We start from the raw sequence: 15611 nt of genomic DNA, 5'->3' as shown, positions 1-15611 counted from the left end.
GGCCCGATGCTAGGAATCGCAGCAGCCGCTCACACCTAGCACGATAGATAGGGGGGCCTACGGGTCGGCCCCGATACCGGCGCCCATTGCCGGGGCTAGCATCGCCAGCACTGAAGTTCGCACGGTCTTTGCTTGACCCCTGCCATGCACCTCTCCACGACACAGACGCGCGCCCTGGGCGACGTCATGCGGCTGCTGGCCGAAGCGAGCGACCCCGACGCCCTGCGCGCCGACCTGGCCTTGCCCATGCTCGACCTGCTGCACGCCGACACCTACGTGTCCTTCACCTGGGACGCCGCCGCGCAGTGCTTCGCGCGCGTGAAGGCGCTGAACATGTCGGTGGAGAACCTGCGCAGCTGGGACGAGTACTACCGCTTCGTCGACCCGCTGACCTTTCCGATGATGGAACGTCGCCACCCCACGCTGGCCACGCAGATCCTCTGCCAGCAGGACCTGTCGCGCACCGAGTTCTTCAACGACTTCCTGAAACGCGACCGCATGCACTGGGGCGTGAACGTCTATGTCTTCGCCGACGGCGAATGCACCGGCGACATGCGCATCTGGCGCCACCGCGAACGCGGCAACTTCGACGCGAACGAGATCGAGGCGCTGCGCCTGGTCGAGCCCGCCTTCGCAGGCGCGCTGGCGCGCTTCAAATGGCAGGCGGGGCCGACCTCGTCGATGCGCGCGCACGAAGGCGTCACCGAGCTGCTGCAGCGCAAGTCCGCTTTGAGCCAGCGCGAGGCCGAGGCGGCGGCGCTGGTGGTCTCGGGATGCCCAGACAAGCTCATCGCCAAGCGCATGGCCGTGGGACTGCCCACGGTGCGCTTCCACCTGGGCAATGCGTTTCGCAAGCTGCATGTCGAAAACCGCACGCAGCTTGCCGCCAGGGTGCAGTCCATGATCGGCGGCGAGGCCTTCGCCGACGGCTAGTACCTTCAGTCGTGCGGCTGCCTGAAGCGCCCCGCCCACCCGGCGAGCGCTCAGGTGTACCAGGTCGGCTGCGGAATCTGCCCGCGCAACGCATAGGCGCCCACCTCGCGCCGCTTGTAGGCGATGGGGTCGTGCAGCGAGTGCGTGCGGATGTTGCGCCAGAAGATGTCCAGCCCCACCGCGTTGGCCGTGGCGCGCGCGCCCGTCACCTCGAATACCTTGGTGCTGATCTCCAGCCCGATGTCCACCGCCGCCTGCTTGGCCGCGGCAATGCGCACCGCCACGCGGCCGCGCGCCTCGGGCGTGAGCGCATCGCGCTCGGCATGCAGCAGCGCCGATATTTCAGCGCCCGCCGAGTTGGCCAGCTCCTCGGCGGCCCACAGCCGCGACTGCAGCGTACCGTAGGCCTCCAGGATGTACCACTCGTCGCTGGCGGCATCCTTGTTGTCACCGCCGTAGGGCCAGGCGCGCGTCGTCTCGCGCGTGTAGCGCGCGGCGGTCTTCAGCGCGCCTTCGGCGATGCCGAGGTAGAAGTTGGCGAACACCAGCTGGATGGCCGGCAGGTTCAGCGTCTCGTAGGTGCGGCTCTGGTAGACCTTGTCGACATAGCCGGCGGCACTGGCCCAGTCGATGCGCACGTCCTTGATCGTCACGCCGCCCGATTCGCTGAGGCGCTGGCCCAGGTGGTCCCAGTCGTCGTGATACACGATGCCTTCCTGCTTTGACGGCACGATGGCGAAGATGTGCTTGTCGGTGCCCTGCAGCACCCCTTCGAGCACCGTGAGGTCCGACACCTTGGAGCCGGTCGAGAACGACTTGCGGCCGTTGTAGACCAGCTGCCCGTCGACCTCGGTGATGCCCAGGTCGCCGTCGCGCGGGTTCACCGCCCCGCCGAAGAACAGGTCGTTGGCCGTGTAGAGCGCCTCCACCGCCTCGATCTGCCCCGGCGTGCCCACCAGGTGCACCGCCCAGGCCCACAGGTAGTGGTAGCCCAGCAGTTGCCCGACGGAGCCGTCGCCCGAGGCCACGGCGCGAATGACCTTGTAGGCCGTGTCCCAGGACTGCCCGGCGCCGCCATGCGCCACGGGGCCCAGGAGCGTGGTGAGGCCCGCGTTCTTCAGCAGTTGCACCTCGGCCTTGGGCACGGCCTGGCGGCGGTCGCGCGCCACCTGGTCGCGCGCGAGGATGGCCGCCACTTCGCCCGCGCGGGCCAGCCATTGCGATGCGTCGGCGGGACGCGGCTTGCCCTGCCAGGGCGAGTTCTTGAGCGCTTGCTCGAGCGTGAGACTCATGGTGCGGACTCCTCGGTTGAAAAATCGATGAAAGGGTTCAGGCAGCGGCTTCGGCCACGGCGTCGTTGCCCGCCACGCCCTCGCCGAAATAGAAAGACTGGATGTCGGCGCGCTGGCGCAGCGCCTGAGCGTCCCCACCGAGCACGGCAATGCCGGCGTCGAGCACGGTGGCGCGGTCGGCGTACTGCAGGGCCACGGTCGAGTTCTGTTCCGCGACGAGGATCGACAGGCCCTGCTCGCGGTTCAGCTTGCGCAGCTGTTCGAAGATGCCGCGCACCACCAGCGGCGCCAGTCCCATCGACGGTTCGTCGAGCACCAGCAGCCGGGGCCGCGACATGAGCGCGCGGCCGATGGCCGTCATCTGTTGCTCGCCGCCCGAGCTCAGGCCCGCGAGCACGCGGCGCTGGGTCTTCAGGCGCGGAAAGATCTCGTAGACCCGTGCGAGGTCTTCGGCGGCTTCGGCGCGCCGCGCGCTGCGCCCGAGCGCGCCGGTGAGCAGGTTCTCTTCGAGCGTGAGCGAGCGAAAGCAATGACGCCCCTCGAGCACCTGCACCAGCCCCATCCGCACGAGGTCGGCCGTGGAGGTGCGCCCCACGTCGTGCCCGTCGAACACGATGCGCCCGGCCGTGACCTGCCCGCGTTCGGCCGGCAGCAGGTTCGACACGGCCTTGAGCGTGGTCGACTTGCCCGCGCCGTTGGCGCCGAGCAGCGCATGGATCTCACCGGCGTGGACGTCGAGGCTCACGCCGTGCAACGCGACGATCGAGCGCTGGTACGCGGCCTCGACGGCCTCGATGCGCAGCAGGGGGGCCGTCACCTCAGCTCCACGCATGAAACGGCGGCTTCACGCCGTTGAGGAAGTAGTTCCCCACGATGGCGTACTTCCAGCGCACCGGGTCGTGCAGCGTGTGCGTGCGCGCATTGCGCCAGTGCCGGTCGAGGTTGTACTGGCCCAGCGTGGAGCGCGTGCCGGCCAGTTCAAACAGCTTGTTGGTGGCCAGGATCGCGATTTCGGTGGAGAGCACCTTCGCCTCGGCCGTCGCGATCTGCGCCGCCGCCACGTTGTCGGCGTCGGGCGCGGCCACCGCGCGGTCGATGGCACGGCCGGCGCGCTCCAGCAAGGCCTCGCTGGCGTGCAGGCGGATCTGCAGGTCGCCCACGGCCTGGATCGAGTACGGGTCTTCCCACGCGTGGTCGCGCTGGCTGTCGATCCACGGACGCGTCTTGGTGCGGATGAAGTCGACCGTCTCCGCGATGGTGCCGCGCGCAATGCCCACGTCGACCGCCGCCTGGATGATCTGGAAGATCGCGCCGTCGGCCGAAGGCGTGTCGTAGCCCTTGTAGGCCGGGATCAGGTGCGTCTTTGGCACCTTCACATGGTCGATGACCACCGTGCCGCTGAGCGTGGTGCGCTGGCCGAAGGCCGACCAGTCGTCGATCACCGTGAGGCCCGGCGCATTGCGCTCGGCCACCACGTACCAGGTGTTGCCCTGTTCGTCGTTGGCCACGATGGGCACGTAGTGCGCGAGCAGCGCGCCGGTCGAATAGAACTTCTTGCCCGTGACCACCACATGGTCGCCCGCGTCGGTGAAGCGCGTCTCGAAGTCTGCCGCGCGCTTCGAGCCCGATTCGGAAAACGCATTGCCCCAGCGCACGCCGCGCAGGAAATCGGCGAAGAACAGCTTCTTCTGCGCCGCGTCGGACACCGTGCGCACCGCCGCGACAAAGCCCAGGTGGTTCTGCGTGATCTGGCCCAGCGACGGGTCGGCCGCCGAGATGATGGCAATCACCTCGGCCAGCGTCGCGTACGACACCTCCGCACCGCCGAAGGCCCTGGGCACGTTGATGGCCCACAGGCCGCTTTGCGAGTAGACGTCGATCTCCTCGACCGGCCAGCGGCGCAGGCGATCGCGCTCGGAGGCGCCGACGAGCAGCTTTGCGGCGATCGCATGCGCCACGGCAATTGCCTCGGCGTCGTCGCGGATCACATGCGCGGGCGTGTCGGACAGCGGCAGGCCGGGCACCGGGTCGTTGGCTGCGGCCGGTGCGGATGCGGAGGGTTGAAGAACAGCGGACATGGGGTTGCCTTTCAGGAATGTGTGCGTGCGGCTCAGTCGTCGATGCTCTTGCGCACCTTGACGTTCTTCTCTTTCGCATAGGCCAGCGACGACTTCTCGATGATCGGGCGCAGCAGCTTCCAGTCGGGCGCGATCCAGTCGGACACCACGTTCCACTTGCTGCCGTCCCATTGCTGGAATGCCACCCGGCCGTCGCCTTCGTGGTTGTCCCAGGTCACGTTGATCGAATGGAACAGGCCCTTGGCGCCGAGCGCGGCGGCGCGCGCCTCGTCGATCTTCAGGTTCTCCAGGCCCCAGCGGATCTCGTCGCCGGTGAGCGTGCGCTTGCCGAACTTCGCCTGCGCGATACGGATCGCCTCCACGTTCAGGATGCCGTTGAGCACGCCCAGGTTGTGATAGACGCTGCCGATGCGTTTCGGGTCCTGCAGGTTGCCCTTGCCTGCGCCATAGACGATCTTTGTGATGTCCTGCAGCACCGGGTACTGCGCGCCGGCGGCCACGGTGGTGATGGCCACGTAGCCCTTGGCGGCGTCGCCGGCGGGAATCACGTCTTCCTCGGAGTTCGACCACACGTTGCCCACGATGTGGTCGACCGGAAAGCCCGTCTTCTGCGCCGTCTTGAGCGCCACCGGGTTCATCACGCCCCAGCCGCGCAGCACCACGTAGTCGGGCTTCACGCGCCGGATGGTGAGCCACTGCGACTGCTGCTCGTTGCCCGGGTGCGGCACCTCAATCTGCTGCACCGTGAAGCCGTACTTCTTCGCAAGCAGTTCGTAGACCGGAATCGTCTCCTTGCCGTACGGCGAGCCGTGGTACAGCACCACGATCTTCTTGCCCTTGAGCTTGTCGGTGCCGCCCTCCTTGCCCGCGATGTAGTTCACGATGCCCGAGGTCTCGCTGTACGGGTTGAGCAGCAGCGGAAAGACGTACTTGAACACGCGTCCGTCGGTGGTGTCGGTGCGGCCGTGGTTGATGGTGAGCAGCGGCACCTTGTCCGCCGTGACGCGGTCGATCAGCGCGTATGCAATGCCGACCGACAGCGGGTTCCAGGCCGCGATGCCGGGACGTTGCTTGAGGCGTTCGTACACCTCCACGCCGCGCTCCACCTCGTACTGGGTCTCGCCCTCCTCCCAGGTCAGCTTGACGCCGCCCACGCCGCCGTCGCGCGTGTTGACGAGGTTCAGGTAGTCGATGAAGCCGCCGAAGAAGCCGGTGCCGCCCGCGGCGTACGGGCCGACGCGGTAGCTCTGCAGCGGGAAGAACTGCTCGTTGGCATCGGCGTGCGCCGCCTGCAGGCCGATCATGTTCAGCCCGGAGGCCAGGGTCGCGGCGATGGCCGCGGTTTTCAGGTGCTTGATGAAGGACATGGTGCGAAATGACTCTGTGGAAGCGAAAAAAAGGGGTCAGGAAAAAAGCCGCGTCCTTGCCCGGTCCCAGAGGGCGACCAGCCCCTTCGGCTCCACGGCAAGAAAGAAAATGATCAGGGCGCCCAGCACGATGCGCTGGCTCATGTCGAGCACGCCCGAGTCGAAGCGAGCGCCGAGCAGGAAGGCGCCGGCACGCGAGAGCAGCAGCGGAAACACCACGATCAGCGCCGCGCCGAAGAAGGCGCCGCGGATGGTTGCGAGGCCGCCGATGATCACGATGAACAGGATCTGGAACGAGCGGTCGAGGTTGAAGCCCGCCGGCTCCACGGTGCGCAGGTACACGAAGCCCCACAGCACGCCCGCCACGCCGACGATGAACGACGACACCGCGAACGCGAGCAGCTTGGTACGCAGCACCGGCACGCCGATGACGCGCGCGGCCAGTTCGTTGTCGCGCACGGCAATGAAGTGGTGGCCTGTTTGCGTGCGCACCAGCCGCCAGGCGAGCGCGGTGAGCACGGTCACGACGATGAGCGAGAACAGGTAGCGGCCCACCGGCGTGTCGAACACGATGCCCGCGACTTCGAGTGCGGGCGCATCGATCACGCCGGAGGCGTTGTCGTTGCTGAACCAGCTGAACTTGGTGAGCGCCCATTGCACGAAGAACTGCGCGGCGAGCGTCGACACCGCCAGGTAGAAGCCGCGCAACCTGAGGCTCGGCAGCCCGAACACCAGGCCGACGGCCGTCGCGGTCAGCCCCGCGAGCCCGATGCTCGCAAGCAGCGGCAAGCCTTCCACGCGCAGGCTGAAGTTGTAGGCCGCAAAAGCCCCGACTGCCATGAAGGCCGCAGTACCCAGCGACAGCTGGCCCGCATAGCCAGTCAGCAGATTGAGCCCGACCGCCGCCAAAGACAGTGCGAGGAACGGGATGAGCAACGCATCGAACACATAGCCCGACGCGACAAAGGGCACCACACCGAACGCGACGACCAGAACGGCCAGCGGCCAGGTGAATGCCGGCCAGCGATCGGGCAGGAATGTTGCGCGCATGGTTCAGGCCCTTTCCACGAGCTTCTGCCCGAACAGACCGCTGGGCCGGCTCAGAAGGAAGGCCAGTGCCGCCACATAGGCGAACCAGCTCTCTATGCCGCCGCCCACCAGCGGCCCGATGTACACCTCGGCCAGCTTTTCGAGCGCACCGATCACCAGGCCGCCGACGATCGCACCGAGGATGGAATCGAAGCCGCCGAGCACCAGCACCGGCAGCGCCTTCAGCACCACCAGAGAAAGCGAGAACTGCACGCCCAGCCTGGCACCCCACAACAACCCGGCCACCAGCGCGATGACCCCGGCCGCAGCCCACACCGTCGCCCAGATGCGCGGCAGGCGCAGGCCCACCGCGATGGCCGCGTAGGTGTCGTCGGCCACCGCGCGGAACGCCAGGCCCACGCGGGTGTATCGAAAGAAGGCGGACAGCAATGCCACCATCACTCCGGCGGTGGCGGCGGCGAACAGGTCGAAGGTCGAGACCATGATGCCCAGGAACTGCAGCGGCTCGTCCGCAATGCCCAGCTCCAGCGCATGCACCTGCGTGCCCCACAGCAACTGGGCGACGCCTTCGATCACATACGACAGGCCGAGCGTCGCCATGAACAGCGTGATGGGCGGCTGGTTCACCAGCGGGCGCAGCACCGTGCGCTCGATGGTCAGCCCCAGCAGCACCATCAGCGCGAAGGTCAGCAGCAATGCCAGCGCAAAGGGCACGCCGCGCTCGACCAGGCTCACGAAAGTGAGCGCCGCGAACAGCAGCTGCGCACCCTGCGCGAAATTGAGCACGCCCGAGGTCTTGTAGATCAGCACGAAGCCGATGGCCACGAGCGAATACATCACGCCCGACAGCAGGCCGCCGATGAGCACCTCGGCGAAGAAGCTCAGGTCACCGGTGTCCATCAGGCCGGCCCCCCGTGCACGGCATGCGCGTCGTGCGCAACGCCCAGGTAGGCGTCGATCACCGCCGGGTCGCGGCGTACTTCGGCCGGCGTGCCGTCGGCGATCTTGCGGCCGTAGTCCAGCACCGCCACGCGGTCGGACAGGCCCAGCACCACGCCGATGTCGTGCTCGATCAAGAGGATGGTGGTGCCGAACTCGTCGCGCGCGGCGCGCACGAAATGCGCCATCTCGCGCTTCTCGGTCACCGTCATGCCGGCCATGGGCTCGTCCAGCAACAACAACTGGGGCGCGGCGACCAGCGCGCGCGCCAGCTCCACGCGCTTCTGCAGGCCGTAGGCCAGCGTGCCGGCCAGCCGCTCGCTCACCGCGCCAAGGCCCAGGAAGCCGATGATCGCGTCGGCGCGCGCACGCGCGTCTTCACGCTCGCGGCGTGCGCGGCCCAGCCCGACGAGCTGCTCGACGAAGGTGGCGCGTGCCGCATCGACGCGGCCCAGCACCACGTTGTCGCGCACGCTCAGGCCCTGGAAGAGCGCCAGGTTCTGGAAGGTGCGCGCCACGCCCAGGCGTGCCAGCCGCGCCGTCGGCACCTGCGCGAAGCCGCGCCCACCGATCCACACGCGGCCGCGGTCGGGCCGGTACAGGCCGCTGATCACATTGACCAGTGAACTCTTGCCGGCGCCGTTCGGGCCGATGACGGCGCGGATCTCGCCCCTGGCGATCGACAGGTCCACACCGGCCAGCGCGGTGACGCCGCCGAAGGACAGGTCGATGCCCTCCAGCCGCAGCACGGCCTCGCCGTTATCGGCCCGCGGCGCCGCGCGCTCGGCAGGCACGAAGGCCGCCACCGCGGACACCGGGTCCACGCCGAGCGAGACCGGCCCCGCATCGAAGAGAAAGTCGCGCACGCCCAGGCTCACGCGACGGTTTCCAGCGCCGGCGTGGCCGCTCGGGCGTCCCTGGCGGCCTGCTCTTCCTCGAGCTTGCGAACCAGCGGCAGCACCTTCTCGCCGAAGTACGCCACCTCCTCGATGAAGTGCAGGAAGCCCGCCAGCACCAGGTCGACGCCGATGGCCCTGAGCGCCACGATGCGCTCGGCAATCTGCTGCGGCGTGCCGATGAGGTTGGTGCGAAAGCCGTCGTTGTATTGCACGAGGTCTTCGAAGGTCGACTTGGCCCAGTTGCCTTCGCCTTCGGGCGAGGCCTTGCCCGCCTGCTTCGCCGCATCGCCGAAGGCGTTCACCGCCTCGACGTGCGCGTGCTTGATGATGTCGGCGAGCACCGCCTTGGCTTCTTCCTCGGTGTCCCGCGCGATGACGAAGGCGTTCACGCCGATGCGCACCGTGTGGCCGTTGTGCGCCGCCTTGGCCTGGATGTCGTCGATCTGCGCCTTCAGGCCTTCGGGCGTGTTGCCGTTGGTGAAGTACCAGTCCGACACGCTGGCCGCGTTGTCGCGTGCGGCGCGCGAGCTCCCGCCCTGGAAGATTTCCGGATGCGGCTTCTGCACCGGCTTCGGGCTCAGCGTGTAGTCGGTGAAGCGGTAGAAGTCGCCCTTGAAGGTGAAGTTGTCCTGCGTCCAGATGCCCTTGAGCGCACGGATGAATTCGTTGGAACGGCGGTAGCGCTCGTCATGCTCCAGCCACGGCTCGCCGATGGCCTGGAACTCGCCCTTGAACCAGCCGCTCACCACGTTGATGGCGATGCGGCCGTTGGAGATGTGGTCGATGGTGGCGATCTGCTTGGCCACCACCGCCGGGCTCCACGGACCGGGCAGGATCGCGGCCAGCACCTTCAGCTTGGTGGTGGCATGCAGCAGCGCCTGGCTGAAGGACACCGACTCGTGCTGGTACTCCGCGCCGTAGCCGGCGGTGAAGCGGATCTGGGTCAGCGCGTATTCGAATCCGGCCTTCTCGGCCGTGAGCGCGAGGCGCTGGTTGTAGTCGAGGCTCCAGTCGGTGCGCTGCTCGATGGTGCTGACCACCAGGCCGCCGCTGACGTTGGGCACCCAGTAGGCGAACTTGACGGGGGCGGAGGTGGAAGACGGTTGGCTCATGGCAGGGTTCCTCGGTGAACGGTCGGATCGGTTGTGTTTCAGGCCGCCAGCGCGACGGGCGCGGGCTGGCGGGACTCGGATGGAACGGGGACAGCGGCGGGCGCGGCACCAGACAGCTGCGGCAAGGCACGCGCCACGGCCAGCGCAATGCGCTCGCGCAGCGCGGGGTTGGCAATTTCGTAGCCCTCGAAGTCCTTCTCGACCGCGTACACGCCGATGGGCAGCGTGCGCGCCTGGAAGAAGGCGAAGAGCGGGCGCAGCTGGTGGTCGATGACCAGCGCGTGCCGGTCGCTGCCGCCCGTGGCGGCGAGCAGCACCGGCTTGTCGGTCAGCGCCTCGTGGTGCACGAAGTCGAACAGGTGCTTGAACAGGCCCGTGTACGAACCGCGGTACACCGGGCTGGCCACCAGCAGCAGGTCGGCCGACTCGATGGCCGCGATGCTTTCTTCCACCACGGCAGGCAGCTGGTTGCGGTACAGCACGCCGGCGAAATGCGGGCCGATCTCGCCGAGCGAGATCACGCGCGCATCGATGGCGATCTCGTCGCCGAGCGCGGCCAGCAGTTGATCGACCAGCACCAGCGTGCGCGAGGGACGTTGCAGGCTGCCGGAGACGGCCACGACTTTCAGTTTTCGACTCATGTTGATATGACCTCAGTTCAGAAGCCGCAAGCAATTCGCGGCACGCTGGATATATGCGATTGGCGTGCCATGTTCTTTTTCTTTATGAATCAATGAGTTAGCGAAAAAACGCCTCTCCGTCACATGCTGAACCGGCAGCAGGCTGCGGCTCGGTTGCTGATGCAACAGCAGCTTTCCGGGCTTAGTCGTTCGGGGTACATCGGTATGCGCGCACCGAATGAACGCCAGGCAGCAACCCGCCTCGAAAAGTGCTTCTCAGGCAGCAGGTCGCGCAGCTGTCACTGCAATGGAAAAGGGCCTGCGACATCACGTCGCAGGCCCTTCGCCGATCGGTGCCGTACCCGGCCGTCAGGAATAGAAGCTGGGCGGCGGCAACCGGTCGTTGAGTGCCCATTCGCCCAGCTCGCGCACCTTGTAGTCGACCGGGTCGTGCAGCGTGTGTACGCGCAGGTTGCGCCAGTAGCGGTCCAGGCGCAGCGCGGCCGTGGTCGCGCGTGCGCCGGTCACCTCGAACATGCGGTGCGCCACCTCGAGGCTGGCGCGCGTGCTCGCGACCTTGGCCGCGGCCACCGCGACGGCGACCTGCCCGCGCTCTCGTTCGTCGAGCGCGCTGCCGCGCAGCCAGGCCTGGTCGAAGGCGGTGGCGGCACTGTCCAACAGGCTGCGCGAGCCTTCCAACGCCAGCCAGAAGTCGCCGTAGTGCGTGAGCACGTACGGGTCTTCGTTCGCGGACGATGCCGTCGAGAACAACCATGGCCGGCCCTGCTGCAGCGTGAAGGCCTTGGCCTCCGCGAGGGCGCCTTCGCCCAGGCCCAGGTAGATGTTCGCGAGGATCAGTTGCGCGAGCAGCGGGCGCAGGCACGCGAACGGCGTGGACAGCGGACCGGGGTCGAGCAGCAGTTCGTTCGCGTCGACCCGCACGCCCTCGAACAGCACGCTGCCGCTGTCGGTCTGGCGCTGCCCCATGTTGTCCCAGTCGCCGAGCACGGTGATGCCGGCGCGCCGCGTGGGCACCACCCCGATCAGCAGGCGGTCGTTCGCGTCGAGCGCCGAGGCGAGCAGCATGTCGGAGTCGCTCGCGCCCGAGCAGAAGCTCTTGCGGCCGGAGAACACATGGCCCCCGTCCACAGCCTGCGCGCGCGTGGACTTGTCGAGCGGGTTCAGCGCATTGCCCCAGAACCAGCGCTGCGTGCGGGTCTGCTCGATCCACGGCTGCCACTGCGCAGGCTGCGCAAAGAGCTGCGTGGTGGCCAGCAGCAGGTGGTGAAAGGCGAACAGGTGCGCCACCGAGCTGTCGACGCGCGCCAGGCCGCGCACCACGTCCAGTGTCTGCCGCCAGTTCGCACCCAGCCCGCCGAGCTCCGACGGCACGCTGAGCATCAGCAGCCCGCTGTCGCGCAGCAGGTCGCGCTCGGCCTTGGGCGTGCCGCCGCGCAGGTCGCGTTCGACGGCGGTTGCCGCCAGCGCCTGCGTGACGCGCTGCGCGGCTGCGTGCCACGGCACGGCCTCGTCGCCGGCCTCGGCCGAAAAGTTCTTCATGCGGCGACCTTGGTGCGCGACGACGGCTGCGCAGGCTGTGAAGAAGGCGGCACGATGTCGTTCGCAATCACCTCGCCGAACGGCCCCGTGATGTTGGCCTGCCCCGCGGGCCGCACATGGTCCAGCGGCAGCAACGGAAACAGCAGTTCGGCCACGCGGTACGCCTCTTCCAGATGCGGGTAGCCCGAGAAGATGAAGGTCTCCACGCCCAGTGCCGCGTACTCCTGGATGCGCGCCGCCACTTCTTCGGGGCTGCCCACCAGTGCCGTGCCCGCGCCGCCGCGCACCAGCCCCACGCCGGCCCACAGGTTGGGCGACACCTCCAGCCTGTCGCGCCGCCCGCCGTGCAAGGCGGCCATGCGCTGCTGGCCCACCGAGTCGAAGCGCGCGAAGGCCTTCTGCGCCGCCGCGATGGTGTCGTCGGTCACATAGGAGATGAGCTCGTCCGCTGCGCGCCAGGCCGCCTCGCTGGTCTCGCGCACGATCACATGCAGACGGATGCCGAAGCGCAACGTGCGCCCGTGTCGGGCGGCGGCGGCGCGCGCCTTCGCGATCTTGTCGGCCACGTCGGCCGGCGGCTCGCCCCAGGTGAGGTACACGTCGACCTGCTCGCCGGCCAGCGCAATGGCGGCCTCCGACGAGCCGCCGAACCACAACGGCGGATAAGGCTGCTGCACCGGTGGATACAGCGTCTTCGCGTTCTCCACGCGCAGGTGCTTGCCCGAGAAGTTGACCGTTTCGCCGGCGGCCACGCCGCGCCAGATGCGCAGGAACTCGTCGGTCACTTCGTAGCGCTCTGCATGCGTGAGGAAGCTGCCGTCGCCGTGCTGCTCGTCGGGGTCGCCGCCGGTGACCACGTTGATGAGCAGGCGCCCGTCGCTGAAACGGTCGAGCGTGGCGGCCTGCCGCGCAGACACGGTCGGGGAGATGATGCCGGGGCGAATGGCCACCAGGAACTTGAGCCGCTCGGTCTGCGCCGCGAGCGACGACGCGACCACCCACGAGTCTTCGCACGAACGGCCGGTGGGAATGAGCACGCCCTCGTAGCCCAGTTCGTCGGCGGCCTGCGCCACCTGGCGCAGGTAGCGGTGGCTCACGGTGCGGGCGCCGTGCGATGTGCCGAGGTAGCGGCTGTCGCCGTGCGTGGGGAGAAACCAGAAGATTTGCATGGGGCGGTTCAGCAGTTAGCGTGCCAGTCGCCCTGCCTGCGCAAACGCGGTGAAGCATGCAATTTCTGCTGCTGCAGCAGCAGCCGAACACCACATCTGCTGCACGCGGCGCATCGCCGCGCCCGCGCTGCTGCCATGGAAGCAAAACAAGATTGCATATACGGATCGCGTCGTTGGCCCGGTGCACCGCTGCCCTCAACATGCTGCTGGCGCAGCAACCGTGCTGCCTGCACACCACCGAGGCTTTTCGTTGTGAGTTCCGTTCTTTCAGCGCCTTTCATTCCGGTTTCCGAATCGCCGCACGACGTTGCGCGCAGCCTCATGCGGCGCTTTGCCGCCACGGCTGCGGAGCGCGACGAGCGCGGCGGCACGCCCAAGGCCGAGCGCGACGCGCTGCGCGCGAGCGGACTGCTGGCGCTCAGCATTCCCACCGAGTTCGGCGGCGGCGGCGCCGACTGGCGCGAAACGCTCGACGTGGTGCGCCTGCTTGCGCAGGCCGACAGCTCCATCGCGCACGTGTTCGGTTTTCATCACCTGATGCTGGCAACGGTGCGCCTGTTCGCGCAGCCCGCGCAGTGGGAACCGTGGTTCGAGCAGACCGCGCGCCGCCGCTGGTTCTGGGGCAACGCGCTCAACCCGCTGGACGACCGCACCGTGTCCAGCGTGCACGCGGGCTGGCGCGAATTCACCGGGCAGAAGAGCTTCTGCTCGGGCGCGCTCGACTCCGAGATGCTGATCGCTTCGGCGCGCGAGGAAGGCAACGGCGCCTTCATCGTGGCGGCCGTGCCCACCGGCCGTTCAGGCATCTTCGTGGCCCCCGACTGGAACAACATCGGCCAGCGCCAGACCGACAGCGGCAGCGTCACCTTCGAGAAGGTGCGCGTGGAGCAGCACGAGGTGCTGGCCGACCCCGGCCCGCTGTCCACGCCGTTCGCCTGCCTGCGCCCGCTGGTCTCGCAGCTGGTGCTGGCCAACATCTACCTCGGCATTGCCGAGGCGGCATTCAACGACGCCCGCCACTACACGCTGCACGAGTCGCGCCCCTGGCATGCGGCCAAGGTGGCGCAGATGCAGGACGACCCGTACGTGCTGAGCCAGTACGGCGAGTTCTGGGTCGGCCTGGAAAGCGTGCGCGTGCTGGCCGACCGCGCGGCCGACCGGCTCGATGCGGCCTGGCGGCGCGGCCCGGCGCTGACCGAGGAAGAACGTGGCGAAGTCGCCGTGGCCGTGGCCACCGCGAAGGTCGCGGCCACCCACACCGGGCTGGACATCTGTACGCGCATGTTCGACGTGGCCGGCGCGCGCGCCACGCACGGCGGCCTGCGCCTGGACCGTCACTGGCGCAACCTGCGCACCCAGACCCTGCACGACCCCGTGGCCTACAAGGTGCGCGAGCTCGGCGAGTGGGCCCTCAAGCAGCAATACCCCGTACCGACCTTCTACTCATGAACGCCTTCACCCAGCCCCTCGGCGTGCTGCCGCCAGCCGATGCCTGCGAGCCGGAGTGGGACGCGCCCACGCTGCTCACGCTGCCCAACCCGCGCAAGCTGACCACCTCGATCCGCGCCACCGCGCAGGTGTTCCAGGACCCGCGCTCGGCGGCGCTGCTTGAACGCGTGCGCATGGTCGCGCCCAGCGATGCCAACGTGCTCATCATCGGAGAGACCGGCACCGGCAAGGAGCTGATCGCGCGCCATGTGCACGACCTGAGCCGGCGCAGCGGCAAGCCCTTCGTGGCCGTGAACTGCGGCGCCTTCTCCGAGAGCCTGGTCGAGAGCGAGCTGTTCGGCCACGAGAAAGGCGCCTTCACCGGTGCGTTCTCGTCCAAGACCGGCTGGTTCGAGGCGGCCAACGGCGGCACGCTGTTTCTCGACGAGATCGGCGACCTGCCGCTGTCCATCCAGGTGAAGCTGCTGCGCGTGCTGCAGGAGCGCGAGGTGGTGCGCCTGGGCTCGCGCAGGAGCGTGCCCATCGACGTGCGCGTGGTGGCGGCCACCAACGTGCGGCTGCAGGACGCGGTGGCCGCGGGCCACTTTCGCGAAGACCTGTTCTACCGGCTGCATGTGGTGCACCTGGCGCTGCCCACGCTGCGCGAGCGGCCCGGCGACATCCTGCCGCTGGCACGCCACTTCATCGAGGAATACCGCCAGCGCCTGGGCTACGGCCCGGTGCGGCTGGACGCCGGCGCCGAGCGCAAGCTCACCGAACACGGCTGGCCCGGCAACATCCGCGAGTTGGAGAACGTGATCCACCATGCACTGCTGATCTGCCAGCACCACGTGCTCGGCGAGGAGCACCTGCACCTGTCGTCGCTCCACGTCCAGCGACGCGCGGCCGAAGGCGAGGCGCCGGCCGGGGCCACGCCGCAGCAGGCGCTGGAAACCGTGCTGCGCGAGCTCTTCAACGAACCCGACGAGCAGTTGTTCGAGAAGATCGAGGAGACCGTGATGCGCACGGCCTTCGAGTTCTGCCACCGCAACCAGGTGCAGGCGGCCAAGCTGCTGGGCATCAGCCGCAACGTGCTGCGCTCCCGATTGATCAAGAGCCGGGAGATCTCGGCGCTGAAGTAGGGCCTGTTCAGCGGAACGCTGC

At 68.3% G+C, this 15611-nt stretch carries 14 protein-coding genes; 3 read left to right on the top strand and 11 right to left on the bottom strand.

Features of this window, described 5'->3' with window-relative positions; genetic code table 11:
• Window positions 1–144 precede the first annotated feature (144 nt).
• Window positions 145–933: a helix-turn-helix transcriptional regulator gene (locus tag ACSFBM_RS18040; RefSeq protein ID WP_435485554.1), complete on the top strand. Its 789-nt coding sequence runs from the start codon at window positions 145–147 to the stop codon at window positions 931–933.
• A gap of 50 nt (window positions 934–983) precedes the next feature.
• On the opposite strand, the gene ACSFBM_RS18035 is transcribed toward ACSFBM_RS18040, so the two are convergent.
• From ACSFBM_RS18035 to ssuD, 11 genes are all read right to left on the bottom strand, one after another.
• Window positions 984–2225, bottom strand: a complete 1242-nt coding sequence (locus tag ACSFBM_RS18035; RefSeq protein WP_435485553.1) for an acyl-CoA dehydrogenase family protein — start codon at window positions 2223–2225, stop codon at window positions 984–986.
• A 37-nt stretch (window positions 2226–2262) separates the two neighbouring features.
• Window positions 2263–3042 (bottom strand): ABC transporter ATP-binding protein, encoded by a 780-nt coding sequence (locus tag ACSFBM_RS18030; RefSeq protein WP_435485552.1) that lies wholly within the window; start codon window positions 3040–3042, stop codon window positions 2263–2265.
• A gap of 1 nt (window position 3043) precedes the next feature.
• Window positions 3044–4303 (bottom strand): SfnB family sulfur acquisition oxidoreductase, encoded by a 1260-nt coding sequence (locus ACSFBM_RS18025; protein WP_435485551.1) that lies wholly within the window; start codon window positions 4301–4303, stop codon window positions 3044–3046.
• Between the two features lie 32 nt (window positions 4304–4335).
• Window positions 4336–5670 carry an ABC transporter substrate-binding protein gene (locus ACSFBM_RS18020; protein ID WP_435439578.1) on the bottom strand — a complete coding sequence of 445 codons (1335 nt, stop codon included), beginning with the start codon at window positions 5668–5670 and terminating at the stop codon, window positions 4336–4338.
• Between the two features lie 36 nt (window positions 5671–5706).
• Complete coding sequence (locus ACSFBM_RS18015; protein WP_435485550.1) at window positions 5707–6720, bottom strand: branched-chain amino acid ABC transporter permease; 1014 nt, start codon at window positions 6718–6720, stop codon at window positions 5707–5709.
• 3 nt (window positions 6721–6723) lie between these two features.
• Entirely contained in the window at window positions 6724–7605 is an 882-nt protein-coding gene (locus tag ACSFBM_RS18010) for a branched-chain amino acid ABC transporter permease (protein ID WP_435485743.1), read from the bottom strand.
• A 14-nt stretch (window positions 7606–7619) separates the two neighbouring features.
• Window positions 7620–8465, bottom strand: a complete 846-nt coding sequence (locus ACSFBM_RS18005) for an ABC transporter ATP-binding protein (protein ID WP_435485742.1) — start codon at window positions 8463–8465, stop codon at window positions 7620–7622.
• Window positions 8466–8533: 68 nt separating this feature from the next.
• Window positions 8534–9670: a dimethylsulfone monooxygenase SfnG gene (sfnG, locus tag ACSFBM_RS18000; RefSeq protein WP_435485549.1), complete on the bottom strand. Its 1137-nt coding sequence runs from the start codon at window positions 9668–9670 to the stop codon at window positions 8534–8536.
• Between the two features lie 38 nt (window positions 9671–9708).
• Window positions 9709–10311 (bottom strand): FMN reductase, encoded by a 603-nt coding sequence (msuE, locus tag ACSFBM_RS17995; RefSeq protein ID WP_435439575.1) that lies wholly within the window; start codon window positions 10309–10311, stop codon window positions 9709–9711.
• A 348-nt stretch (window positions 10312–10659) separates the two neighbouring features.
• The gene (locus ACSFBM_RS17990) at window positions 10660–11850 is read right to left on the bottom strand and encodes an acyl-CoA dehydrogenase family protein (RefSeq protein WP_435485548.1); all 1191 of its coding nucleotides are present in this window, start codon (window positions 11848–11850) and stop codon (window positions 10660–10662) included.
• The gene (gene ssuD, locus ACSFBM_RS17985) at window positions 11847–13019 is read right to left on the bottom strand and encodes an FMNH2-dependent alkanesulfonate monooxygenase (protein ID WP_435485547.1); all 1173 of its coding nucleotides are present in this window, start codon (window positions 13017–13019) and stop codon (window positions 11847–11849) included. Before ssuD ends, ACSFBM_RS17990 begins: the two co-directional genes overlap by 4 nt.
• Window positions 13020–13340: 321 nt before the next feature.
• Between ssuD and ACSFBM_RS17980 the strand changes: the two genes are divergently transcribed.
• Both ACSFBM_RS17980 and ACSFBM_RS17975 read left to right on the top strand, forming a co-directional pair.
• On the top strand, window positions 13341–14468 hold the full coding sequence (locus tag ACSFBM_RS17980) for an acyl-CoA dehydrogenase family protein (protein WP_435485741.1): 1128 nt from the start codon (window positions 13341–13343) through the stop codon (window positions 14466–14468).
• Window positions 14465–15589, top strand: a complete 1125-nt coding sequence (locus tag ACSFBM_RS17975) for a sigma-54 interaction domain-containing protein (RefSeq protein WP_435485546.1) — start codon at window positions 14465–14467, stop codon at window positions 15587–15589. Before ACSFBM_RS17980 ends, ACSFBM_RS17975 begins: the two co-directional genes overlap by 4 nt.
• The last annotated feature ends 22 nt before the right edge of the window (window positions 15590–15611 follow it).

The sequence above is a fragment of the Variovorax pasteuri genome, from assembly GCF_051216435.1.
Classification (GTDB): Bacteria; Pseudomonadota; Gammaproteobacteria; order Burkholderiales; family Burkholderiaceae_C; genus Variovorax.
The sequence above is the reverse complement of the archived record's forward strand: the minus strand, read 5'-3'. Positions and strand labels throughout refer to the sequence as shown.